24 protein-coding genes are annotated in these 23,585 nt (G+C 63.0%); 9 read left to right on the plus strand and 15 right to left on the minus strand.

Features of this window, described 5'->3' with window-relative positions; translation table 11 throughout:
* Positions 1-5 precede the first annotated feature (5 nt).
* The 3 genes from fdhF to AB7G19_RS29845 are packed head-to-tail and all read left to right on the plus strand — an operon-like array spanning position 6 to position 3,937.
* Positions 6-2,879, plus strand: a complete 2,874-nt coding sequence (gene fdhF / locus AB7G19_RS29835; RefSeq protein WP_028155556.1) for a formate dehydrogenase subunit alpha — start codon at positions 6-8, stop codon at positions 2,877-2,879.
* Between the two features lie 4 nt (positions 2,880-2,883).
* Positions 2,884-3,714, plus strand: a complete 831-nt coding sequence (fdhD, locus tag AB7G19_RS29840) for a formate dehydrogenase accessory sulfurtransferase FdhD (protein WP_085400606.1) — start codon at positions 2,884-2,886, stop codon at positions 3,712-3,714.
* On the plus strand, positions 3,701-3,937 hold the full coding sequence (locus AB7G19_RS29845; RefSeq protein WP_028151503.1) for a formate dehydrogenase subunit delta: 237 nt from the start codon (positions 3,701-3,703) through the stop codon (positions 3,935-3,937). Before fdhD ends, AB7G19_RS29845 begins: the two co-directional genes overlap by 14 nt.
* On the opposite strand, the gene AB7G19_RS29850 is transcribed toward AB7G19_RS29845, so the two are convergent.
* Positions 3,894-6,881, minus strand: a complete 2,988-nt coding sequence (locus AB7G19_RS29850) for a bifunctional [glutamine synthetase] adenylyltransferase/[glutamine synthetase]-adenylyl-L-tyrosine phosphorylase (RefSeq protein WP_085400604.1) — start codon at positions 6,879-6,881, stop codon at positions 3,894-3,896. The two genes, AB7G19_RS29845 and AB7G19_RS29850, sit on opposite strands and share 44 nt — an antisense overlap.
* Positions 6,878-8,332, minus strand: coding sequence for a sensor histidine kinase (locus AB7G19_RS29855; protein ID WP_085400602.1), 1,455 nt, complete (start codon positions 8,330-8,332; stop codon positions 6,878-6,880). Before AB7G19_RS29855 ends, AB7G19_RS29850 begins: the two co-directional genes overlap by 4 nt.
* Positions 8,333-8,546: 214 nt before the next feature.
* On the opposite strand from AB7G19_RS29855, the gene AB7G19_RS29860 reads away from it, so the two are divergent.
* Positions 8,547-9,788, plus strand: coding sequence for a tyrosine-type recombinase/integrase (locus AB7G19_RS29860; RefSeq protein ID WP_439034421.1), 1,242 nt, complete (start codon positions 8,547-8,549; stop codon positions 9,786-9,788).
* Between the two features lie 219 nt (positions 9,789-10,007).
* Here AB7G19_RS29860 and AB7G19_RS29865 read toward each other — a convergent pair whose 3' ends face one another.
* Entirely contained in the window at positions 10,008-10,400 is a 393-nt protein-coding gene (locus tag AB7G19_RS29865; protein WP_441268661.1) for a hypothetical protein, read from the minus strand.
* A gap of 585 nt (positions 10,401-10,985) precedes the next feature.
* Here AB7G19_RS29865 and AB7G19_RS29870 point away from each other — a divergent pair.
* The 3 genes from AB7G19_RS29870 to AB7G19_RS29880 all read left to right on the plus strand — a co-directional run bounded on the left by AB7G19_RS29870 (position 10,986) and on the right by AB7G19_RS29880 (position 12,339).
* The gene (locus AB7G19_RS29870; RefSeq protein WP_439034419.1) at positions 10,986-11,153 is read left to right on the plus strand and encodes a hypothetical protein; all 168 of its coding nucleotides are present in this window, start codon (positions 10,986-10,988) and stop codon (positions 11,151-11,153) included.
* Positions 11,154-11,388: 235 nt separating this feature from the next.
* Positions 11,389-11,853 carry a hypothetical protein gene (locus AB7G19_RS29875; RefSeq protein WP_441268662.1) on the plus strand — a complete coding sequence of 155 codons (465 nt, stop codon included), beginning with the start codon at positions 11,389-11,391 and terminating at the stop codon, positions 11,851-11,853.
* A 108-nt stretch (positions 11,854-11,961) separates the two neighbouring features.
* Positions 11,962-12,339: an NUDIX hydrolase gene (locus AB7G19_RS29880; RefSeq protein ID WP_135217209.1), complete on the plus strand. Its 378-nt coding sequence runs from the start codon at positions 11,962-11,964 to the stop codon at positions 12,337-12,339.
* 35 nt (positions 12,340-12,374) lie between these two features.
* Here AB7G19_RS29880 and AB7G19_RS29885 read toward each other — a convergent pair whose 3' ends face one another.
* From AB7G19_RS29885 to AB7G19_RS29915, 7 genes are all read right to left on the minus strand, one after another.
* Positions 12,375-12,572, minus strand: coding sequence for a hypothetical protein (locus AB7G19_RS29885; protein ID WP_441268663.1), 198 nt, complete (start codon positions 12,570-12,572; stop codon positions 12,375-12,377).
* Between the two features lie 119 nt (positions 12,573-12,691).
* On the minus strand, positions 12,692-12,946 hold the full coding sequence (locus AB7G19_RS29890; RefSeq protein ID WP_441268664.1) for a PepSY domain-containing protein: 255 nt from the start codon (positions 12,944-12,946) through the stop codon (positions 12,692-12,694).
* 397 nt (positions 12,947-13,343) lie between these two features.
* Positions 13,344-13,583 carry a hypothetical protein gene (locus tag AB7G19_RS29895; RefSeq protein WP_439034416.1) on the minus strand — a complete coding sequence of 80 codons (240 nt, stop codon included), beginning with the start codon at positions 13,581-13,583 and terminating at the stop codon, positions 13,344-13,346.
* A complete protein-coding gene (locus AB7G19_RS29900) occupies positions 13,580-13,942 on the minus strand; it encodes a hypothetical protein (RefSeq protein WP_441268665.1) in 363 nt (120 codons plus the stop codon). The genes AB7G19_RS29895 and AB7G19_RS29900 overlap by 4 nt, the downstream gene beginning before the upstream one ends.
* On the minus strand, positions 13,939-14,088 hold the full coding sequence (locus AB7G19_RS29905; protein ID WP_441268666.1) for a hypothetical protein: 150 nt from the start codon (positions 14,086-14,088) through the stop codon (positions 13,939-13,941). The genes AB7G19_RS29900 and AB7G19_RS29905 overlap by 4 nt, the downstream gene beginning before the upstream one ends.
* Complete coding sequence (locus tag AB7G19_RS29910; RefSeq protein WP_441268667.1) at positions 14,060-14,569, minus strand: protease IV; 510 nt, start codon at positions 14,567-14,569, stop codon at positions 14,060-14,062. The genes AB7G19_RS29905 and AB7G19_RS29910 overlap by 29 nt, the downstream gene beginning before the upstream one ends.
* Positions 14,566-15,789: a peptidoglycan-binding protein gene (locus tag AB7G19_RS29915; protein ID WP_441268668.1), complete on the minus strand. Its 1,224-nt coding sequence runs from the start codon at positions 15,787-15,789 to the stop codon at positions 14,566-14,568. Before AB7G19_RS29915 ends, AB7G19_RS29910 begins: the two co-directional genes overlap by 4 nt.
* 123 nt (positions 15,790-15,912) lie before the next feature.
* Here AB7G19_RS29915 and AB7G19_RS29920 point away from each other — a divergent pair, with 123 nt between their 5' ends.
* Both AB7G19_RS29920 and AB7G19_RS29925 read left to right on the plus strand, forming a co-directional pair.
* On the plus strand, positions 15,913-17,343 hold the full coding sequence (locus AB7G19_RS29920) for an MBOAT family O-acyltransferase (RefSeq protein WP_441268669.1): 1,431 nt from the start codon (positions 15,913-15,915) through the stop codon (positions 17,341-17,343).
* Entirely contained in the window at positions 17,318-18,283 is a 966-nt protein-coding gene (locus AB7G19_RS29925) for a hypothetical protein (RefSeq protein ID WP_441268670.1), read from the plus strand. The genes AB7G19_RS29920 and AB7G19_RS29925 overlap by 26 nt, the downstream gene beginning before the upstream one ends.
* Here the strand turns inward: AB7G19_RS29925 and AB7G19_RS29930 are convergent.
* From AB7G19_RS29930 to AB7G19_RS29950, 5 genes are read right to left on the minus strand one after another with little or no spacing between them, the layout of a single operon-like run.
* On the minus strand, positions 18,280-20,007 hold the full coding sequence (locus tag AB7G19_RS29930) for a hypothetical protein (RefSeq protein ID WP_441268671.1): 1,728 nt from the start codon (positions 20,005-20,007) through the stop codon (positions 18,280-18,282). The genes AB7G19_RS29925 and AB7G19_RS29930 overlap by 4 nt on opposite strands.
* An 18-nt stretch (positions 20,008-20,025) precedes the next feature.
* A complete protein-coding gene (locus tag AB7G19_RS29935; RefSeq protein WP_441268672.1) occupies positions 20,026-21,003 on the minus strand; it encodes a hypothetical protein in 978 nt (325 codons plus the stop codon).
* 10 nt (positions 21,004-21,013) lie between these two features.
* Positions 21,014-22,555, minus strand: a complete 1,542-nt coding sequence (locus AB7G19_RS29940; RefSeq protein ID WP_441268673.1) for a hypothetical protein — start codon at positions 22,553-22,555, stop codon at positions 21,014-21,016.
* Positions 22,548-22,973 carry a DUF6950 family protein gene (locus tag AB7G19_RS29945; RefSeq protein ID WP_441268674.1) on the minus strand — a complete coding sequence of 142 codons (426 nt, stop codon included), beginning with the start codon at positions 22,971-22,973 and terminating at the stop codon, positions 22,548-22,550. Before AB7G19_RS29945 ends, AB7G19_RS29940 begins: the two co-directional genes overlap by 8 nt.
* A complete protein-coding gene (locus tag AB7G19_RS29950; RefSeq protein ID WP_441268675.1) occupies positions 22,970-23,578 on the minus strand; it encodes a hypothetical protein in 609 nt (202 codons plus the stop codon). Before AB7G19_RS29950 ends, AB7G19_RS29945 begins: the two co-directional genes overlap by 4 nt.
* Positions 23,579-23,585 lie beyond the last annotated feature (7 nt).

Consider the following 23,585-nt stretch of genomic DNA (forward strand, 5'->3'; position numbering starts at 1 on the left):
CGACGATGTCTCTGATCGAAGAAATCGACTACGGCACACCGCGCTCCAAATCGACGACGATGGTGACGCTGACCATCGACGGCAACCAGGTCACGGTGCCCGAGGGCACCTCGATCATGCGGGCCGCGATGGATGCAGGCCACCAGATCCCAAAACTCTGCGCGACCGACATGGTCGACGCGTTCGGCTCCTGCCGTCTCTGCGTCGTCGAGATCGAGGGCCGCGCCGGCACGCCGGCCTCCTGCACGACGCCTGCCATGAACGGCCTCGTCGTGCACACCCAGAGCGAACGGCTGAAGAAGCTGCGCAAGGGCGTGATGGAGCTCTACATCTCCGACCATCCGCTTGACTGCCTCACCTGCGGCGCCAATGGCGATTGCGAATTGCAGGACATGGCCGGCGCCGTGGGCCTCCGCGACGTGCGCTACGGCTATGAGGGCGAGAACCACGTCTTCGCAAAATCCCATGGCGAGATCAACGCCGCCTGGATGCCGAAGGACGAGTCCAATCCTTACTTCACCTACGATCCCTCCAAGTGCATCGTCTGCTCGCGCTGCGTCCGCGCCTGCGAGGAAGTGCAAGGCACCTTCGCACTGACCATCTCGGGCCGCGGCTTCGACAGCCGCGTTTCGCCCGGCATGAGCGAGAGCTTCCTCGGCTCCGAATGCGTCTCCTGCGGCGCCTGCGTGCAGGCTTGCCCGACCGCGACGCTGACGGAAAAGTCGGTGATCGAGATCGGCCAGCCCGAGCACTCCGTCGTCACCACCTGCGCCTATTGCGGCGTCGGCTGCGCCTTCAAGGCCGAGATGCGCGGCGAGGAAGTCGTGCGCATGGTGCCGTACAAGGACGGCAAGGCCAATCGCGGCCATTCCTGCGTCAAGGGCCGCTTCGCCTGGGGCTACACCAACCACAAGGAGCGCATCCTCAACCCGATGATCCGCGAGCGGATCGAGGATCCCTGGCGCGAAGTGTCCTGGGATGAGGCGTTCTCGTTTGCCGCTGCCAAGATGCGCGGCATCCAGAAGAAATACGGCCGTGACGCCATCGGCGGCATCACCTCGTCCCGTTGCACCAACGAAGAAACCTATCTGGTGCAGAAGCTGATCCGCGGCGGCTTCGGCAACAACAATGTCGACACCTGCGCCCGCGTCTGCCATTCGCCGACCGGTTATGGTCTGTCGCAGACCTTCGGCACGTCGGCCGGCACGCAGGACTTCGACTCGGTGGAAGATACCGACGTCGCGGTCATCATTGGTGCAAATCCCGCCTCCGCTCACCCGGTGTTCGCTTCGCGCCTGAAGAAGCGGCTGCGCCAGGGCGCAAAGCTGATCGTGATCGATCCGCGCCGCACCGAAATGGTGGAATCGCCGCACGTAAAGGCGTTGCACCTGCCGCTGATGCCCGGCACCAACGTTGCCGTCGTGACGGCGCTGGCGCATGTCATCGTCACCGAGGGCCTCGCCAACGAAGCCTTCGTGCGCGAGCGCTGCGACTGGGCCGAGTTCGAGGAATGGGCCGCCTTCGTCGCCCAGCCGAAACACAGCCCGGAAGCCACCGCGATCCTCACCGGCGTCGATCCGCAGGTGTTGCGTGAAGCCGCGCGCATCTACGCCACCGGCGGCAATGGCGCGATCTATTACGGCCTCGGCGTCACCGAGCACAGCCAGGGTTCGACCACCGTGATCGCGATCGCCAACCTCGCGATGGCGACCGGCAATATCGGCCGCCCCGGCGTCGGCGTGAACCCGCTGCGCGGCCAGAACAACGTGCAGGGTTCCTGCGACATGGGCTCGTTCCCGCACGAGCTGCCCGGCTATCGCCACATCTCGGGCGACGCCGTGCGCGACCAGTTCGAAGCGCTGTGGAACGTCAAGCTCAACCCGGAGCCGGGCCTGCGCATTCCCAATATGTTCGACGCCGCGATCGAAGGCACGTTCATGGGCATCTACGTGCAGGGCGAGGACATCCTCCAGTCCGATCCCAACACCAAGCACGTCGTGGCGGCGCTGTCGTCGATGGAATGCGTCATCGTTCACGACCTCTTCCTGAACGAGACCGCAAACTACGCCCATGTCTTCCTGCCCGGCTCGAGCTTCCTCGAGAAGGACGGCACCTTCACCAACGCCGAGCGCCGCATCCAGCGCGTCCGCAAGGTGATGACGCCGAAGAACGGCATGGCCGACTGGGAGGTCACCATCGCCCTCGCCAAGGCCATGGGTTTCGAGATGAACTACAGCCATCCGTCCGAGATCATGGACGAGATCGCGGCACTGACGCCGACGTTTACCGGCGTCTCCTACGCCAAGCTCGACGAACTCGGCTCGGTGCAGTGGCCCTGCAACGAGAAAGCGCCGGAGGGCACCCCGGTGATGCATATCGGCGGCTTCGTCCGCGGCAAGGGCAAGTTCATCGTCACCGAATATGTCGCGACCGACGAGCGTACCGGCCCCCGCTTCCCGCTGCTGCTCACCACGGGCCGCATCCTCAGCCAGTACAATGTCGGCGCGCAGACAAGGCGCACCGAGAACGTGGTCTGGCATGCCGAGGACCGGCTCGAGATTCATCCGCACGACGCCGAGCAGCGCGGTGTGCGTGACGGCGACTGGGTGCGGCTCGCGAGCCGTGCGGGCGAAACCACGCTGCGCGCGGAGATCACCGACCGCGTCTCACCGGGCGTCGTCTACACCACCTTCCATCACCCGGACACGCAGGCCAACGTCATCACCACCGACTATTCGGATTGGGCCACCAACTGCCCCGAATACAAGGTCACCGCGGTGCAGATCTCGCCGTCGAACGGCCCGTCCGACTGGCAGAAGGCCTATGACGCGCAGGCGCAGCACTCCCGCCGCATCGCGCCGGCCGAGGCAGCGGAGTAACGGCATGCACGTGCCGGTCCAGGCCATCGACCGCGAGATCTGGCGCGACGGAGTCGCGTCCGAAGGCGCGCGCCTGATCCCGGAGGAGACGCCGCTGGCGCTGACCTATAACGGCGGCAGCTATGCCGTCATGATGGGGACTCCACAGAACCTCGAGGATTTTGCGGTCGGCTTCAGCCTGGACGAAGGCATCATCAGGTCGGTCGACGACATCAAGTCGCTCGAAGTGGTCCGCCTCGACGACGGCATCGAGCTGCGCATGTGGCTGGCGTCGGAAGATGCCGCGCGCATCAGCGAGCGGCGGCGGCACATTGCCGGCCCGACCGGCTGCGGCATTTGCGGCATCGATTCAATCGCCGAGGCCGTGCGGCCCGCGGCCGTCGTCCCACCAGGGTCCAGCTTCACGCCGCAACAGATCATGACGGCGATGCAGGCGATCGCGCCCCTGCAATCGATCAACATGCAGACGCGCGCGGTCCACGCTGCAGCCTTCTGGTCGCCATCGAATGGCATTGTGGCCCTGCGCGAGGACGTCGGCCGCCATAACGCGCTAGACAAGCTCGCAGGTTCGCTGGCGCGCAGCCGGACGGACGCTAGCGTGGGCATGGTGCTGCTGACGAGCCGTGTCTCGGTCGAGATGGTGCAGAAGACGGCCGCAATCGGCGCCCCGGTGCTGGTCGCCGTCTCGGCGCCCACCGCGCTCGCGGTTCGCACCGCGGAGGCCGCCGGCATCACGTTGATCGCGATTGCCCGCAGCGATGGGTTTGAAGTATTCACGCACCAGAGTCGCGTTACGGCTCATCGTGCTCAGGAGATTATCGATGTCGTCGCCTGACCGCCTCGTCTACATGGCCAACCAGATCGGTACCTTCTTCAAGAGCCAGGGCCACGACAAGGCCGTGCCGGGGATCGCCGACCACATCAAGAAGTTCTGGGATCCCCGGATGAAGCGCGCGATCTTCGCCCATCTCGACGCGGGCGGCGCCGGCCTGGAGCCGAACGTGCGCGAGGCTCTCACCTCGCTGAAGCAGACGACGTCCCTTCCAGCAGCGCCGTAAATACGCGCCTCACCTCGCTCTGCGTTTCCTTCACGCGCGCCTCCAGCGACGAGAAGTCGGGCGCATCGCCGGCGCGCGCCATCACGCGCTGAAGGTCGGTGCCGGCGGTCTCGGGCTTGAAGCCGTCGCTGACGCAGAGACGCAGGATCTGCGTCAGGTCGTGATAGAGCCGCGCCGCCGCGCGAAGGATCTCCGCCTCCGATTGCGGGAGCACGTTGAGCTTGGCGGCGTTGTCCAGAACCTGAAGGGTGCTGACGTCGAGAATTTCAGGCTTGTCATGGGCGTGCACGAGCTGGAGATATTGCGCGATGAAGTCGATATCGACCATGCCGCCTGCGGCGTATTTGAGATCCCAATGGTCGCTTTCGCCCTTCTCCTGCGCGATGGCGCGCCGCATGTCGGCGACGTCGTTGGCGATGGTCGCCCGATCGCGGCGGCGGGTCAGGACATCGCGGATGATACGCTCGATCCGCTCACGGAATTCATCCGAGGCCGATACCACGCGGGCGCGGGTCAGGGCCATGTGCTCCCAGGTCCAGGCCTCGTTGGCCTGGTAGTCCGCGAATGAGACGAGGCTCGACGCCACCGGACCGGCGCGTCCCGACGGGCGCAGCCGCATGTCGATCTCGTACAGCACACCGTAATTGGTGCGTGTGGTGAAGGCACTGATCAGGCGCTGGGTGAAGCGCGCGAAGTAGTGGGCGCCCTGAAGCGATTTGGCCCCGTCGGAGTCCGGATTGTCGCCGTCGAAATCGTACAGCAGGATCAGGTCGAGATCGGACGATGCCGTCATCTCGCGGCTGCCGAGCCGGCCCATCGCGATGATCGCGGTCTCCTGATCCTTGATACGTCCGTGTTGGGCGGCGAAGCGTTCGGCGACAAGATCGTGCACGGTGTGGACGATGCCTTCGGCGACATCGGCGAAAGCCGTGCTGGCCTGCTGCGCCGAGACCGTACCGGAGAGAATGCGCGTGCCGATCAGGAACAGGCTCTCCTGCCCGAACAGGCGGAGACGGTCGAGAAACTCCTCATAGGAGTCGGCGTCGCGCACCGTCGCGGCCAATCGCGCCGACAATTCCTGCTTGTCCGGCATCGCGCCGAAGAATCTGGGATCGATCAGGCCATCCATGAGCTGCGGCTTCCGCGCCAGCATCTCGCCGAGCCGCGGCGCCGCGCCGAGCACCAGCGCCACGAGCGCGACGAGATCGCGGTTCTGGCCGAGCAGCGTGATCAGCCGCCCGCCAAGCTGGAGTGCCTGGAGGAACTGATCGAACGCCACGACGGCGCGATCCGGCTCCTCGGCCCGCGCGAGGCCGTCGATCAGGGCCGGCACGAACTCGACGAAAGCGCTTCGCGTCTGGTCGTTGCGGAACACGCGGTAGTCGCCGGTGATCCAGTCACGTATGGTCTGCGCGAGCGCGGCCGGCTTCTTGAAGCCGAGCGTCGTCAAATATTGCAGCAGGCGCGGATCGTCAGGACCTGCACTGTAGTCGAGCGCCGGCAGCTTTGCTGTGCCGGTCGGGTCATCGCCCTCGAACAGTTTTTCGTAGTGTCCTTGCACGATCTGGAGCTGCCGCAACAGGTCGCGCGCAAAGGCTTCGCGATCCGGATAGCCGAAGAAGCGCGCAAAGCGCTCGACCGCCTCCTTGTCGTCGGGCAACGCATGGGTCTGCTCGTCGGCGATCATCTGGAGGCGGTGCTCGACACGGCGCAGGAATTCATACGCAATGGTCAGCTCGTCACGCGCGGCAAAGGTGATCCAGTTGCTGGTGGCGAGAATATCGAGCGCGGCGAGCGTCGGCCGCACCCGCAACTCCGGATGGCGACCGCCGGCGATCAGCTGCTGCGTTTGCGCGAAAAATTCGATCTCGCGAATGCCGCCGCGGCCGACCTTGACGTTGTGCCCCTCGACCGCGATCTCGCTCTGGCCGCGATAGGTCTGCATCTGCCGCTTCATGTCGTGGACGTCGGCAAGCGCGGCGAAGTCGAGATGCTTGCGCCAGACGAAGGGCGCGATTTCGGCGAGCAGCGCCTCGCCCGCTTTGGCATCGCCGGCGCAGGCACGCGCCTTGATCATCGCAGCACGCTCCCAGGTGCGCCCTTCCCGCTCGTAATAGTTCAGCGCGGCGTCTCGCGAAATCGCCACTTGCGTCGAGGACGGATCGGGACGCAGGCGCAGGTCGACGCGGAAGACGTAGCCGTCATAGGTACGCTGCTGGAGAATGCGCGCCACGCCCTGCGTCACCCGCACGAAGAACGGCTGCGGCTCGATGTCGGGCGCGAGCGTCGTGGCATCGGGATCGAAGAACACGATGAGGTCGATGTCGCTGGAATAGTTCAGCTCGCCCGCCCCCATCTTGCCCATCGCGAGCACGATCAGGCCGCAGCCCTCTTCCGGAGCTTCGGGATTGGGCGGCAGGATCTTTCCACGTGCGGCTTCCTGCCGCAGCTGGTACTGGAGCGCCGCCTGCACCGAGGATACCGCGACATCGGTCAGCGCCGCCGTCACCCGCATCACCGGCCAGACGCCACCGATATCGCACAGCGCAGTGAGAAGCGCCGCTTCGGCCTTCATCCTGCGAAGCAGCCGCATCACCTCGGCTTCGTCGCCTGCCGCGAGCACCGCGTCCCTCGCCTCCGCGATCAGCAGGGCGAGATGCGCATCCGGATCGCATTCCAGCAACCGGATCAGCCGCAGCGGGTCAGTGCGCACCAGATCGAACAAATAGAGCGAGAATTCTGCGATGCCGGCCAGAATATCCCGCGCGAAGGGATGAGCCAGCGACACGCCAAGACGGGCCGATTGCGCCGGCTCGAGCTCGGCCAGCCAGCTTTCAAGACGTCGTTCGTCGGTGGTGGAAGCGGCAATATGGGGAGCCTCCGCAAAGCGCGCGGCGAGGCTCTCACCAGTCTTGTCCGCGTTTCCCGGCGCGGAGTGGTTCATGCCACCTTCTGTGGCACATCCTGCATTGGCGGAGCAACCCTGTCGCCGGCGCGCGCCGGGAGCACCAGCGTGGCGACGAGGCCGGGCTGGGCATCACCCAGCCGCAATTCTCCGCCATGCAACGTCGCAACCGCGGCGGCAAGGCTGAGACCGAGGCCGGAGCCCGGCAGCGTGCGGCTGGCTTCAAGCCGCACGAATCGCTCGACGACATGCTTGCGGTCGGCTTCGGGGATACCAGGGCCGCGATCGGTGACGCTGAGCAGCACCTGGTCGCCCTCGCGCTTCGCCTCGATGATGATCTGCCTGGAGTCCATGCTGACCACGGTTCCACCGGTCTGCGCGACCGGCTTGCCGTACTTGATCGCGTTCTCGACCAGGTTGGCGAGCGCCTGGCTGATCAATTCGCGGTTGGCGTGAACCGGCGTCGGCTCGGCCTTGACCTTCAAGGTCATGCCATCGTCCTCGGCCAGCGGCTCGTAGAGCTCGTGGATGCCGCCCGCGACTTCGGCGGCGTCGAAATCATCCATGTTGCCGCGCGCCTGGCCGGACTCGGCGCGCGCGATCATCAAGAGCGCATTGAAGGTGCGGATCAAGCCGTCGGATTCCTCGATGGTCCGCTCCAGCGCCGCTCGGTAATCGGTCTCGCTGCCCGATTTCGCCAGCGCCTCCTCGGCGCGGTTGCGCAGACGCGTCAGTGGCGTCTTGAGGTCGTGGGCGATGTTGTCGGAGACTTCCTTCAGCCCCGCCATCAGCGCCTCGATCCGCTCCAGCATCGCATTGAGGTTTTCCGCAAGACGATCGAGCTCGTCGCCGCTGCGCCCCACCGGCAGGCGCCCGCTGAGATCGCCGGTCATGATGCGCTGCGCGGTGCCGGTCATCGCATCGATGCGCGTGAGGACGCGGCGCGCGACGAAGATGCCGCCGCCGAGGCCCAGCACGACCACGATCAGGATCGACCATTGCGCGGCCTTGGCGACGATCCCGAACAGGCGCCGCCGCTCGTCGAGGTCGCGGCCGATCAGGAGGCGGAAACCGTTTTCGAGCTCGGTGACGCGCACCAGCGCGCGATGGTCGCGCTCGTCGGCGTCCTCGATCCGCTTGTAGGCCGTCTCCGACCAGCCGCGCGTCGCCATTACGCCCGGCGCCAGCGAGCCGACATTGCCGGCGATCGCCTGCCCGGTCGGCGTGGTCACGAGATAGAGGTTGGCGCCCGGCCGCAGCGCCCGGTACTCGATCGCGAGCACGAGGCCGCGCAGGCCGCGACGGCCGTAGATCTCGTTGATCTCCGAGGTCTCGGCATTGACCGTCTGCGTGATTTCCTCGGTGATCAGCCGCCGCGTATTCCAGGCGAAATAGCCGAGCAGCGAGGCCGCGAAAATCGCAAACAGGAACAGGTAGACCAGCGTCAGCCGGAATGCCGTGGTGCGGACGAGTTTACCGAATGCCGTCACGGATCCGGTACCCAATCTGAGTGTATCGCGGGGTATCGCTGAGCATCGTCTACCACCAGATTTGCATTTAACCTCAACCGTTGCAAGTATCAGCCACCGCCTGATATCACCCGCTATCGCCTAGCGCGGTAGAGCATCGGTCAAAAAGAGGTAAGCGATTGTCTTTCTCCCGCCAAGTGATCCGTGACGGAGGTGGTACCGTAAGGAACCTAAAATGGCGCTGAACTCCAGCCAAGTTAAATCCAAGCAACCTGGAGCGTATGCCGACGGCGGCGGGCTCTATCTGATTGTCCGAGAGAGCGGAGAGCGCGCCTGGGCCTTCCGCTTTACCGCACCGGACGGCAAGCGCGCCCTGATGGAATTTGCCTCTGTCGGCGACAAGCCCGGTGAGCTGTCCCTCACCGAGGCGCGCGACCAGGCACGCGAGTATCGGCTGGCATTGAAAAAAGACAGCATCGATCCACGTCACAAGAAGCAGCTCGCCGCGAAAGGCGACATGGCCTTCCATGAATATTGGAGAGCAAAGACGGCAGAATGGTTGCGCGGCCGCACCGAGCAGGACGAGGAGGTTCAGGCTTGGGCGCGATCGCTACGCGACCTTTCCAAGCTCCATCAGAAGAAGCTCCACGAGATCGACACCACGCACGTTGTCGAGGCCCTCAAGACGATCTGGTGGGAGAAGCCGGTAAGCGCCGGTCGCACGCGCGAGCGCTTGGAGAGGGTTCTCAGCGCCGCCAAGGTCGAGAAATATCGTACCGGTGAAAACCCGGCAGCGTGGCGAGACAATCTCAAACACCTTCTGCCGTCTCCCAGGAAGCTGAACCGCAAGAAGGGCCACCCATCGCTGAAATACGAGAGCGCGCCGGCGCTGATGGCAGCGCTGGCTTACGATCCCTATCCCGTCGCGCGGTGCGTCGAGGTCGGCATCCTCTGCTGCTCTCGCAGCCAGGAGATCCGCTGGATGGAATGGGAGGAGCTCGACTTCGTGAAGCGGACGTGGCTGATCCCCGCGCAGAAAATGAAGGTAAAGGGTGAATTGGGTAAGCCACACCTTGTGCCCCTCACCGACCAGGCCATCGCCATCATTCAGTCGATGCCGCGCGTCGGGCGCTATGTATTCCCCTCTGACCATGCTGCTGATCACAAGGCCTTCCGCGCGAACGCGCTGGTCGGCGCAATCAAGCGCGCAGGCTTCAATGCAACCATGCACGGAATGCGAACCACGTTCCGCAACTGGGGCGCCGACAATCGCGAGCACAACTTCCGCCGCGAGGTGCTGGAGTTCTGTCTCTCCCACCGCATCGGCGACGAGGCCGAGCTGTCCTATTGGACGAGCGAGATGCTGGATCGCCGACGCGAAGTGCTCGAAGCCTGGGTAAGTTATTTACTTCCGCGGAAAAAGACATTCGGCGAAACGTCCTCTGCTAAGCGGCCGAGGCTTCGTCTCGTCGGCTAGGTTCACCCGGCCAAAGCGGCGCTCGAGGGCAGCTTGAAGGACGCGGGTGCCAAGCTGAGAAGTGGATCACAGGACGGGATTTGAATCTCCGGCCCTAGTCTCCCAAGCATGCGCCCATCGTTGTTCTTGTATGAGTTTTTTGGCAACGGGTGGATTATCCCCCGACTGAATTTATTATGTTTTCCATCTCGATTGGCAACGCTTCTTCCTTCGAGATCATCAGGATTGCGCCCTAGTCAGTTCCCACGCCCCGTCTCTTGGATTGGCTACGATGCCGCGAGCTTTCATGCGGTGGAGGGTCGATCTGAAGGTGCTCGGATTCATTTGAGGGTCGACAATCTGCATCTCTCTGAGCAACTCGTGCGTCTTTCGCGAGCCGCTCTTCGAATTTCTCAAATTCTCGACGACAACGCTTTCAACCAGTACTCGCCGGACACTGTTCTTCCTAGTCACGTCCGTGCGCATCGTGAGCGGGTTTCTTCGTCGCACCGTCAGCAGAAGACGCTCCAACGTCGCCTTTTCCTGCGTCAGCAGACCAATTTTGGTCTCAATCTCTTTTAGTTCGAGCAGCAATCTGCGCTCGAGCACGTTGTCGGAGTCGGTTGAGCTCATGTTGCACTTACCTTTTTTGCAACACCGGATTTCTGTTCATACAATATTGGAGCTAGGTATTTCAAGGGGTTGCATTCTTGACATGTCGCTCAACCCCAGTTAGCAACGTGTTGCATCAGCAACACGTTGCTAACTGGGGTTGAATGGTGGCAACGCGTCCCCATTGCTAATTCCGTTGACGTCGCTAATATCTCGCTTGGGATCGTGTGCCATCTTGCGATGGCGATTGCGGATCAAATAAATAAGGGCAGCACGAATGGTTCGTGCTGCCCTTTTGTCTTGGTGCTTTCCGGCCAGCGGCGCCGCGAAGCGCGAAGACCGCTAAGCACCCGTCCGCAAATGGTTGATAGCGCCAAAGGGCCTAATTCTCAAGTCCGCGAGAAAGGTCCAGTAATGTCGAAAGTCTTCAAGCCAGGCGAAACAGCTCCCCGATCCGGGCAATATGAGATCGTAGGAGTCCGCGGCGGCGAGAGCGGCCAAGAGCGAACTGTAACTCGAGGGGAACCGCTCCCGCCAACTCCGAAGCCCGGAATGGGATACAAGCTGGTCGATCCGACGAAGCACAAGAGCGGTCGTTGAGCGACAATGACAACGCTTGGTGAACTGACCGAAGAGCAAGTCGCTATAATAAAAAAGCGCATCAACGACGGCGAAAAATACTCGGAAATCGCCGCCGATTACCGCCTTAACCAAGGCCGCATTGCCGACATAAAGTTTGGGCGCGCATATCCGCACGTTCCAGCGGCGAAGTAGCGTTTCGGCTTCAAAGAAGACCATCCTGGGGAGCGCAAGCCTCCCAGGATGATAGCGCTCCCCCCAATTTCTTCCCGTTGGCAGCACGGCGCCGCTAGGAAGCGCCACCGCGCCAAGTGCGCCAAAATCCATCCACAAAATCAGTCTCTAACTGACGGCCTAAAAGGCTGTTACACACTCTGATACACAGTTTTGAAGAGCATTTGCTCGCTACGTTCGCTTACATAATTCGGCCATGACCGCCCTCACCCGCCGCCGCTCCGACAATCCGCACGAGGAGATTTGGCACATCTATTCCGGCGACGTCCGCATCGGGACCATCGGTGCGCGCGCCGGCGTACCTGTGCACGCCGATCACTGGGGTTGGTCAATCGGCTTCTATCCCGGCATGGAGCCAGGCACATGGCGGAGTGGGATAGCCGCCACCTTCCAAGCCGCGCGCGAGGCTTTCGAAACCGTATGGTCGGAGCTACGGCCTAGCATCCCTGACAATGCCTTCGCCGAATGGCGCCGCGATCACGACTGGCGGGCCGAGGTTGCGGCCAAGCGGGCTCGGGGCGAGAAGCTCGACAGCGAGATCCGGAGCCCCCTGATGCGCTGCGTCTGCGGGACCACATTCGACAGTTGGAAACCGGCCGAGAGCTACCCGCACCGCGCACACATCACCGCCGCCCCAGGCGGCATGGGGACACGCCGATGAATTGGACGTAAACCGATTGCTCCGTAATAATGGGGGAACCATGCTCTTCACTGCGGGAGGAACTCCGCTGTAAACTGATGCCGGATTGTAAAATCGATTCGCAGGAAGATGGCTAAATCCTCGAAACTTGTCGCCGCGAAGAATGGGCGAGTACTTCTGGTCCGACGACGGCGCGATAAGCGCTGGGCGTTCCCGGGCGGCCGTAAGCGTGCGGGTGAAAGTGAGAGGAAGTGTCTTCGCCGCGAGATCACCGAAGAACTGCCGAAGCTAAAACTTGGGCCGGTGAAGCTCTGGAAAGAGGTAAAGGGAAAAAACCGTCAATCCGGACGACAGATGAGCGACGCGATCTTTGTGGCCAAGAAGGCGTCCGGTCCCCTGAGGATCGGCGACAAGAACGAGATCGACAAAGCGGCTTGGCGCAAGCCGCGCGGCATCAGACTCACGCCCACGTCGCGCTACATCCGGGACAAGTTGTTTCCGAAGTAGATCACGCGCTCGCAACTGCGCCTCGAACCCAGCGGTCAACTGCGCGACCGTTTAGCGCGGGTCCAGACCTTCTTCAGATATCGTTTTCGGGCTTCCGGTGCACCAACTTTCCCGCCCCAAATGCGAATGAGTTGCCGTGATCGACCGGAAAGCTCGGCGACTTCCTTATAGCTCGCAAGACCATTCTTGAGCATGTAGAGCGCGGCGGCCTTGGTGACATCCTTGGTGCGCATTTTCAGTGCGATCCCGATCGTCGTTTCGGGCCAGATGCTGATGCGTCAATGACTCCACCCCCAAGAGGCGGCTCAGAATGCGAAGCACAACTGGCAACCCACCTTGCATCTTCTCAAGGCTAGTGGTCTGGCTTTTCGCGCACGATCACGCCGGTCTTAGGGTCGGCATGGAATTCCATCCTCTGTCCGTTCTTGATGCCTTCGCCCTCCCATTGGCCGTCGTCGGCTTCAAGCTTAGTGACCTGCGAATAGCCCGACTCCATGACCTTAGCCTTCACTTGCTCCATCGGCATCCAGTCAGGTCCGGGCTGGTCTGCTCTCGCTGCTGAGCCAATGGCGAGGGAACCGAGAACCAGAAATGTGGCAAGCTTCATTTTGGCCTCCTCGTTAGAGCGTTAGAGGCGGTAACGAGAGCGCCGAGATGGTGTTCCCCTGCCACTCTCGAAATTTCTCGCAAACACAATCATGAGCTGGCGGGTCTTGAGCACTAAGAGCGTGGTGGCCCCTCGTTTGCTGGCGGAAAAATATCCCGCCTCCAAGGAAGAACCAAAGAGACGGGATCTAAGGTTAAGAGGGAGGTACTCGCTGGCCAGCGCGTACCCCCGGGCCAAAGCTAGCACAACAAGGGCACACGCCATAGGCAGTTTTGATAGGTCCGTGGCGTCTGCCCTTGTGGGGTCCGGCGTATTATACCGTGGGCACCTCAGAAAACCGTCAGCCGGCCACCGTCGCCCGCGGGAGGAAGCTGCGGACGAATTCAATCGTCGATCTCTAGGCGTAGGTCGGCGTCACGCTACCGACCAGGATGGCCGCCACGATCGCCGCCACGAGCGCAACGCCGGCGAGCCAGCCCGCGGCCGAGGTCGAGCGCTGCCGGCGCACCTCGGCGATCGCTGCGAATAGCGACAGCAGCGCGATGACGATGGCGAGCGAGACCAGCAGCTTGATCGAGGCGACGCCAAACACGGCCTGGTCGAGGCCGTGGCGCAGGATCTGCGGTTCGATTTTCATGACCGTGGCCCCATGTGGTCGATCTTGTCTGACATCTTGTCGAGCCGGTTCGAGATCTCGGTCTTGAGATCGACGAAGCCGCGCTCGACCCGCGCAACCACTGTCTCGAAACTCGACTTGCGGACGAACTCGTCGCGCGCCCAGATCTCGATCTGGTAGAGCTTGGACGACAGCGCGTCGGCTTTCGCGCTGGCGGCCGCGGCCGCCTGCTTGGCTTCATCGGCTTCCTTGGTCGCCTGGTCGGCCTTCGCTTTGGCCGACGTCAGCCGATCGGAATAGCGCGTCCAGAACGTGACGATCGAGATGACAGCGCCGATCGCGACCGCAACGGCACCCCACGTGACAACATCACCGTTCACTTCGCACCCTCGCCATAGGACTGCCGCACGCCGTCGTACCAGGCTCGCCCCTGCTCGAGCCGGTCGTTCGCTTCCTTCAGCGCGTCGCGCGTGCGCGCCAGGCGCTCGCGCGCGTCGCTATTGAGGGTTGCGGAGGGATCGCGCACGGGCGCGAAGATCTGCGCCGACGCCGCCGGCAGATCCCGCCGGAGCGGGGCAGGCAGCGGATTTGATGCGCATCCCGCGCAGATCATCGCAAGTGAGACCGCAAGCATTCGGCTTGCCGGCCGCGGCCAGCGCACTGTTCTGTTTCCGTAGTTCGTCGACATAGGCATCAGTCCCCGCTTTTTCCCGCTCTGCCTTTTGCTCCATCGCCTTCACCCGGAGCGCGGCGTCGCCCGCGGCACGGTTGGCCTCGAGGAGATCCTTGCGCGCGGCCGCGAGCTGCGCGTCGAGCGCCTTCTCGCGCCAGGCGCCGTCCGCTGCCGCATAACCGGCGTTGTAGAGGTGGACGCCGGCGGCCGTGGCCGCGCAGCCGACGATCAGCGCGAGCGCGCCGGCGAGCGCCGCGCCGGCCCAGAATGGCGACAGCTTGACGCCGGCGAGCCCGGCGAGCCGCACGATCGCGGCGATGACGGCGCCGCTCATGTGTTTTTGCCCGCGCGATAGTCGACGACGCGCTTGACCTCGACCTTGTGCGCCACGAACCAGATCAGCACGCCGAGGCCGGCGACGACGATGAGCACCACGACGGCCGCGAGCAGCCAGGCGATCGCCGCCGGCGGAATGCCGAGGCCGCCGACCGCGTCCTTGGCGCCGGAGAAGGCCGTCGCCTTGTCGGTGATCCAGGCGAGCAGGCCGCCGACGCCGAGCGTCGAGGACCCGCCGAACAGCTTGCCGCCCCAGCCCTTGACCTGGTCGGTGATGGCGATCGTCTCCGAGCCCTGCTCGCGCAAATCGGTCGCGGTCGCATTGCTGCGGATCTCCGAGACCCGCCGCGGCTCGGCTCGTGCCATCGCGGCGAGAAGATCGTCGTCGATGCCGGGGACGAGCGGCAGATCATGCTCATGGCGAAACGCGAGAATGGCAGCCTCGGTCCGCCCCTTCGGCACCAGCTGGCCGTCGACGGCGCCGGTGTCGTAATAGCCAAGCTCGCGCAGCCGCGTCTGCACATGGACGACCAGGTCAGGGTCCGGCGCCGGCGGCGTCACCTCGAGTCTTGCGTGCTGCTCCGGATGATGTTCGGCGAGGCCGCGCTCGAACAGCACGGCCTCATGCTCGCGCCGCTTGTAGACGCCATTGGTCGGAGACCACAGCCGCTTCATCGAGCGGATCAGGCCGGGAATGCGGGCGAGATCGCCGCTCGCCACGCAGGCGCGGATCTCGCGCATCTCGGCATAGCGCGCCCCGGCCTTGACGAAGCCCGCGGCGTCACGGTTCTGCGCGATCGAGAACAACACACCCCGGCAGTCCGGACCCAGCCGGTCCGCGCCGGGGCAGTAGTGGTCCAGGATGCCGAGGTAGCGCGGCAGGTCATGATTGCTGAAGACATCGAGCGCGACGTCCCAGGGGATATCGACCTGCCCCCGCGTCTGGCGCGAATAGGCCGCCGCCGCATCGCCGCGCACGCCGGACGCGGCCAGCATGATCCGGAGCATGCCGGCATCGACCTTGTCGCTCCAGTCGGCTCGGATCTGCGCCTTGGTCTGCGTGCCGAAATCGTAACCGATGCCGCCGGTCGGCCCGGACTGCTGGCCCGGATATTCCAGCACGTGGCGGTACTTCTTTTCGTACCACTCCCGGCTCGTCACCTCCTCGGCGACGACGAGATCGAACGCGGCACGCGAAATGCCATGCAAGTCGAGCATGTTTCAAGGTCTCCGGATGAATGTGGGAACTTGGCTTTTCAGGGTGGAAAGTGAGCGGAACACCCGCCCTGCAACTTGTCGCGACCGGCACGCCCCAGTAGGTTGCGGCCGCGCGGGGATTACATGCTGTTCTCAACGACTGCTTTTCTCTTCAGCTTCCTGCCGAGGGCGCTCGCAGCCAGCTGGCTCACCAGTTTCGGGCCTTACTGGCTGTTTTTGCTGACCCTCACCGGCGCCTCAGCCTATTTCTACGCGGCCCACGTCCCCGCCTATCTTTGGCTGCTGGGCCTCTCGGCGGCTGTGAACTACGCGGTCGCGATGCTGATCGAGAAAGGACGCCGCCGCTGGCTGTACCTCGCCGCCATCGCCTTCAATCTGGTGCCGCTCGGCTATTTCAAATATTGGGACTTCGCCGTCCGCAATATCGATCGCGTTCTGGGCCTGCCGTTCACGCCCTCGAATATCATCCTGCCCCTTGCGATCTCGTTCATCACCTTCGAACAGATCGCATTCCTGTCCGACGTGCATGCGGGTCGCGTCGAACGCGGCTCTCCATTACGCTACGCCGCCTTCATCAGTTTTTTCCCCAAGCTCATCGCCGGTCCGATCATCCGGTACACCGAGATGCTGCCCCAGTTTCGCGCCGGGAAGCGGCCTAGCCTGGACTTGATGATTACGGGCCTCTGCATCTTCGCAGTCGGGCTGTTCAAGAAGGTCGCCTTCGCCGACCAGCTCTCGCCATCGGCCGATCGCATCTTCGGCCTTGCGAGTGGGCAACTCGTGTCTGGAGCGGATGCCGCACTCGCAATCGCCGCCTACGCCGCACAGATCTATTTCGATTTCTCCGGCTACTCCGACATGGCCATCGGTCTGGCCTGCATGCTCGGGTTGACGCTGCCGATCAATTTCTTTTCGCCCTACAAGGCGACATCCATCATCGAGTTCTGGCGGCGCTGGCACATCACGCTGTCCCGCTTCCTGCGCGACTACCTGTATATTCCCCTCGGCGGAAACCGCGGCGGGACCTCGCGGACCTACGTCAATCTTTTCCTCGTCATGACGCTGGGTGGACTGTGGCACGGCGCCGGCTTCGCCTTCATCATTTGGGGCGCACTTCACGGCGCGGCCTTGATCCTCAATCACGCGTGGAACGCGGTCCGTCCCGCCGCATTGGCCAAGTCTCGCCTGATGTCGCTCGCTGGATGGGCTGCCACGATGGTCACCGTCCTGTTCGGCTGGGTGTTCTTCAGGGCCGTCGACCTTGCGACCTCACGCAACATGATCTCGTCGCTTTTCACGCCCTGGACGACGAGCACGGTCGAACCAAGGTCGATCCACCTCCTCGCCTTCTGCTGGGTGTTGATCGTCGCCTGCCCCAACACCGCGCAGCTGTTTCGCTTCACCTTCCTTCTCAAAGGCAGAGAGAGCGACTACCTTCGGCAAATCCCTGCGGCAAGGCTCGGGCTCATCGCGCTCGGCGGCACCCTGCTGTTCTTCTCGCTCGTCATCATGGTATCGGGCACGCCAAATGCCTTCATTTATTTCCAGTTCTAGCCTGGCCAGGCTCGCCGTTCTGATCCTGACACTCCCAGCCTGCGTGCTGGGCATCGAGGCTTACTGCCACCTCTCAAGCCGATACGCGGCGACGACCTACTACTTCCTGAAGAACGCAGCCTTTTCGGATCCCACCAACGCCGTGTTTGGCGACTCCCACGTGATGGCCACCTCGCGCATCCCGGGGTTCTCCTTCTACGGCTGGGCCGGCGAGCAGCCCGAAGAGCTCAACACGCTCGTGCACTACTTCTACGATGCGACGAAACCCGGCAAGATCATCCTGCAGGCCGACCCGCAATGGTTTGGCCAATATCATGTGAACCGAGAGAAATTTGTCACGGCCCGGAACCTTATCAGCCGGCGATTTCCCAGCGTTCTTTCCTCAGCCTATTACTGGGAGACGCTGCGCCCCAACCTCATCGCCTCCGGTTACGATGTCGCCAACCAGGTCATCTCCGCGGCCTCGGCGCAGGAAGCGTCTCCCCTGCGCACGAGAGCGGCGACCGCGGAGAAAAAATGGGTCGAACTGTTCGCCCGGCCGGACTTCAATTGGACGTCGATCACTCCGGAAGAGCGCGCCGACCTGACCGAGGTTCGCGTCCTCGAGCAAAATCCCCTCCCGGATTTTGCCAGTAGCGCCGCGGCCGCCGCGTTCGAGGACGCCATATCGCGTCTCGTCTCGAGAGGGGCGACCGTTTGCCTGTTCCGGACACCCGTCACCCAGGACTATCTGAAGATGACGCGATCGATACCGGATAGCCGCTTCGGCGCATTCGACGCTTATATCAGTGGTATTGCGCATCGCTACATGCTTCGACACGTCGATTTCAGTGCGCTGCCTCGGGGGTTTGACGATAGCGCTTTTGCCAACTCCGACCACCTGATTGATCGCGAGTCGAGCGCAGTCTGGCCGCTCGCGGCACGGGCGTGCTTTGACTAGTTGATCACGCGCGAGCTGACCCAGCTTGAGCCAATCGTTCCGTAAACGCGCATAACCGTGACGTTGTTGACGTTGGCGGTGTTCGAAAGATTTCCTCCGACGACGCAGTTGAAGACAGCGCGCGTCAACCAATCCAAAGAAAGTGTGCCGCTGATACCGGTCCAGAAAATATCATCATTTGGTGCCGTGCTGTTTCCTGCGCAATTGATACACACACCGGAGGAGGTCGTTCCGCCCGTGGTATCGGCAAAACTATTGCTTGCGTAACAGTGCTGCACACTCAGCAGCAACACCGTGTACTGAGCGGCGCCGAAGAAGTGGCAGTTTTCGAGGAACACGCTGCGGTAGCTCTTGCCGCCAGTCCCGCCCACGCCGCCTGTGTTAACGGTTCCATTGATGTGAAGCGATGCATTGACCCCATCACCGCACGAAACATAGAGATTGCGGATGCGGAGAATGCCGATGTTCGCCGCGTTGTTGGGCAAGATGGCGGACAAGCCGGAGCCACCTGACGAGCCGGTCTTTGCCGCCATCTGAATGTCGGAAATCGTTGCGCCCCAAGCACCGAGTGAAATGATTCCCCTGTTGGCGTTCGCTTCGGTATAGCGCTTGTAGAGAACGGTAGGCTGACCGCCGCCTTGCTCGCCGCTGATTTCGATGATGAAGGTCGGCGACGTGATCGCAGAGTCGAGCGGCCATTGCCCCGCTGGAATTCGCATGTTGGCCTGCTTGAGATTGCAATAGGCCATGCAGAGATTGATGGCGGCTGCGGCGTCCGGATCGGTGTCGAGATTGGACACGGCCGCCACAGCGCCGAACTGCCGCACGCTGACGCGCGCCCCAGTCAGCTCCCAATAGGCGCCATCCGCCGACTGGATATAGCCGGCATGGCCCGGCAGACTTCCGACGCGCTTGTAAATGGCATTGGTCGCAATGCTACCGCCGCCGTCACCGACCGCCGCGTAGCCGGCCGTGTTGATATGCGTCACCGTACCGGGGATCGTTGCCGCCATCGCGGCCGCGCGGGTAGCGAAGTTCATGCCGTAGTTGACGGCCGCCGCGGCAGCGGTCGCCGAACTAGCCGCCGCGGACGCACTCGCTGCAGCTGACACCGCCGCCGCCTGTGCATCGGCCAGAATAGCGTTGCCGTCGATCGCGGCGGCGACCAGCAACTGATAATGGTCCGTCGACCAATACATCAGCGCGCCATTGCCCATGATCAGCGAGCCAGAAGCGAGCGTCGCGTTCAGCGCGTTCTTGATCGCGACGGGAGAGCCACCGTTGACGACGATGGTCGTCGCCCCGGTATTATTGGCCGTTGGCGTCAACAGATAGAGGTGCCGGCCCGGCGCCATTGGCGTCGAGGGCGCGGTCGCAACGATCGCATTGCCGGTGCCACCCGTCACCGTCAGCGGAATGACAGTATCTGGCAGGTCGCCGACGCGCGACCAGGCGCCCGATCCGGACGCGCCCGACTTGACGTAGACGCCGTTGTTGGCCGCGGTCGCGTCGTTGTAGACCATCGCCAGGGTGTTCGCCGAGTGCAGCAGGTCGGCGTCGAGCGCCGCCTTTGTCGCATAGCCGAGACCGAGCTGCGCGAGCATCGATTCCAGCATCAAACCCCACAGCTTCGCATCGCGCTTCACAGGCTTATGAGTCCCGCTCGACGGAACGCCATCGGTTTCGTAATCGCGCCAGATTTCGGCCGCGCTGAGAATGGTCATAGGTTGCCCCTCGACAAGTTAGGTCGTTTCAATCGTTCCGGTGATGACAACGGTCCGGCCAGTCGCAATGATGGTCGTGTTGTCGTATTTGGCGATTGCCACCTGCGATCCGATGGTTTGCCAGTTGCACTGATGACCAAGAGAGGCGACTTCTTTGCCGCCGCCAGCATGCGTCGTGGTTGGCGTGAATGGCAGATCGAACAGGATGTTTCCGGCGGCAGTCCCGGCGTTTGTAATGGTGACCGTTGCGGTAAAGATCGCCGTTTTTCCGATCAACTTGTATCGCAACGAGCAAGATACGGTGGTGAACGTATTGCTTGACGCGGTAACCGTCGGTGTCGATACGGTCCACGCGCCCGTGAGCGTCGACACCGGCAAACCGCTATCCTGCACCACCTTTCCGGTCGAGCCGTTGAATGTCGCGATGTTGCCGGACGTTGACGACGCCGGCCCGGTCACCGCGCCGTCGATGTTGGTCTGAATAATGCTCCATTGCGCGCCGACAGTCGCTTGGTTGCCCGAGGCTGTGCCGTCCGTCAGACAAATGAACATGTCGCCGGCTTCGACCACCGCCCCCGACGCGCCGCCGATCTTTCCGGCGACTGATACTCGGTAGGTATGGCCGCGATCGGCCGCCGGATAGTTGGGATTGCCGGAACAGTCGGTAACGCCCTTGAACACCATCGCGTCCTGCGCCGCGATCCGCGCGTCGGCGTAGGCTTTGACGGCCTTCTGGCTGGCGATGCGCGTGTCGCTGTTCGCCGCTAGCGTCGTGTCGGTATCGATGACGTTGGCCGCAAACATCGCGGTGGTCAGGTTACTGATCGTGTTCGACGCAGCGTCGATCGTCTTTCCTATCAGCGTCATCGTCGCCGCGGCGATGTAGGACGCGATCGACGAGATCAGGATGCCGAAATCACCCGTCGCTGTCTGCGCGGCAACCTTTTCGGTGCCGTCGACAGCCCTGTCGGGATCGTCCCAGATGTGACCTGCCATGCAATGCCCCCTAATTGTGCCGCACGAGAACGGTGTCGTCGTGCCGCCGGTAGTAGGTGCCGTCCTGGCGGATCAGCGCCGGCGTCGCCGCGCCGAGCGCGGCCAGCGCTTCCCGATCGACCAGTTTCCAATTGAACGTGACTTGCCCGGCCAAAAGATCGACCTTGGCCCTGTCCTGGATTTCGACGACGCAATCCTCGAGGCCGGCGACGTCGGGAAACTGCACGGGGATCCAGCGCCGGCCGAGATAGCGCAGCCCGTAAAGATCGGTCACGAACGTTCCGCCGCTGGCATTGAGGCGCAACATTGCCCGTTCGGCCAGTAAATTCGCCTGCCAGGCATCCTGAACCCAGGAGAGGTCCAGCGGCTTGGCCCGCACCTCGCCGATCCGCGAGATCAGATCTTCATCGCGCACCGAATCGATCTGGTCGGCGACGTAGCCTGCCGCCGGGTTGGTGAAGGTAACATCGAGCTGATTGACCAGCTCCTCATAAGCGATGCCGCGGTTGATGCTCCATCCGAGAATGTGCTTTGCGGTCAGCGGCGCATCGATCGGCTCACGATAGACGCCGACCGTCAACGACAGCGTGCCGTCGCCGGCCTCGCACAGCCAGCCGTCGCAGCTCGCCAGGATCTTGTTGATCACTGATTCCGGCGAGTTGTCGAAACGATAGAACCCAGCCGAATAATATCTGCCGTCGCAAAGATCCGCCTCATCCATCCATTGCGCGAGCGTCGCCGGCGGCAGGATGTCGTCGATCTCGAGTCCCATGCCGCCGTCAGGCTCGGTCAGGTAATCGATCAATTGCAAAACCGGATTTGGCGAGGCGCGCCAGGTCGACCGATTGTCCCGCGACTGCGCTGGATCGCGCGGGTCCCAAACCGGCGCGCATTTCGCGAGCACCGACGGCAGCGGCAACCCTTGCGGATAACGCTTGGTAAAAACGGATGGATCAACTTGGCTCTGGCAATACATTGCCAGGCAGGCAATTCCTTTGCCTGCAAAATCAGACGTCCAAACGCCGCTCGTGTTTGAGGCGTTTATAATCCCGTTAACGTTCTGCGTGTCGTATCCATAGAAGGCCTGCACAGTTACGCAGTTCAGAAACGCATCGGCGCCAACCTGCTGCACCACGCAAACCGCGTCATGTGTAAGAGCCGGGATTGTACTGACCGGCTGATCGTGCAGATAGAGTTGCAGAACTGACTCAATGGGACCGCTATGAAATGCAAGCATGTCCTGCGAGTCGCCGCCGGCGCCTAAAAACAGCAGATAGTAGCCGCTAAGCCGGTTGGTCCAATATCCCCGCTGCCGCGACGGTACGGACTGCTTGAGCGGCTGCGCGCCGTTCTCAGGCTTTGGAACGTCCGGATTGCTGAGCGCGTATTGCAAACCGATCGACGCGCCGATGATAGCCGCGCTGCCGACGATCGACGCGGCGCTGAAAGTCGCGCCGGCAATCTCGAGCGTCACCGCGGCCGTGCCGATGCCGGTGACAGATGTCGTCGCGCCGATCGTCGAGAGGATCAACAGACCCACGGTCTCAGGCATCAGGCGCCCCCCAGGCGCAAACGTCCGGCAGCCGAGCCAGCACCAGGCCTGCATCCGGCGTGACCACGGCACGGAGCCGATCCGAAACACAGATCGAGCCGGTCGCGCCGAGCGCGGTCGCGCCATCGCCCATCAGCACAGGCACCCTGACCAGGCAAACGTCGCCGGCGCGCGCATCCTTGACACGACCGAGGCCGATCGCACGAAACCGCTGGCTGCACGATCTGACAATGCCGCCTTCCTCCTGCATTTGGGCCTCGTACTCGCCGCGACTGGCATAGCAGCCGCGGCGATCGGCCATCGGATCGGCGAACCCGCGGCCGACCAGCCAATCCGCCATGAAGGTGCAGCAATCGAGCACGCCATAGGCGAAAGCTCGATCAGAGACCCGCGCGAGATAGTCAGAAAGACGGATCACGAGAACACAGGCCAGGTTTTGTTGAAGCCGTGCGCGTAGTTGGTCACTAGATCGCAGGCCCGATCGCCAGGAAAGCGCCGCTTCTGATCCTGCTCCGTAAAATAAGACAGGCTGGGCCGGCGCCGGCGCGTGAAGCGCGTCCCCGCCGATAGCGAAACCAGGCGGATGATCGGATCGCCCGGACGCGCCGGCTGTTGCTGCCCCGAGAGAATGTCGGCGACGTAACTCGCCATCCAGTGCAGGCTGCCGAGCAAGCCCCAATCCTGCCCCATCAGACCGATCCCGACGTCGGCGCGTGCACCCTGGATCGCCTCTGCGTCATCGCCCTGCGAGATCTGGAGCACTTCGCCGCTGACACCCGACATCACGAATTCGACGCGCTCGGCCGCGCCGTTGATCAGCTGATTGATCGCCGGCACGTTCTGCAGCTCGCCGAGCCCCCGATAGACCGCACCATCCGCATCGTAGGCGTTGACGCCTGGCGCGATGTTGCCAAATCCGAGCCAGAGGCGGACGACCGGATCGGTCTCAAGCCGGAAGAACACGCCGAGACGGAACGCGCCGGAATCGAGCACAGCAAGCTCTGCATCGTTAAAAGTCAGCATGACGAGA

The organism is Bradyrhizobium sp. 215_C5_N1_1 (assembly GCF_052075935.1).
Taxonomy (GTDB): domain Bacteria; phylum Pseudomonadota; class Alphaproteobacteria; order Rhizobiales; family Xanthobacteraceae; genus Bradyrhizobium; species Bradyrhizobium barranii.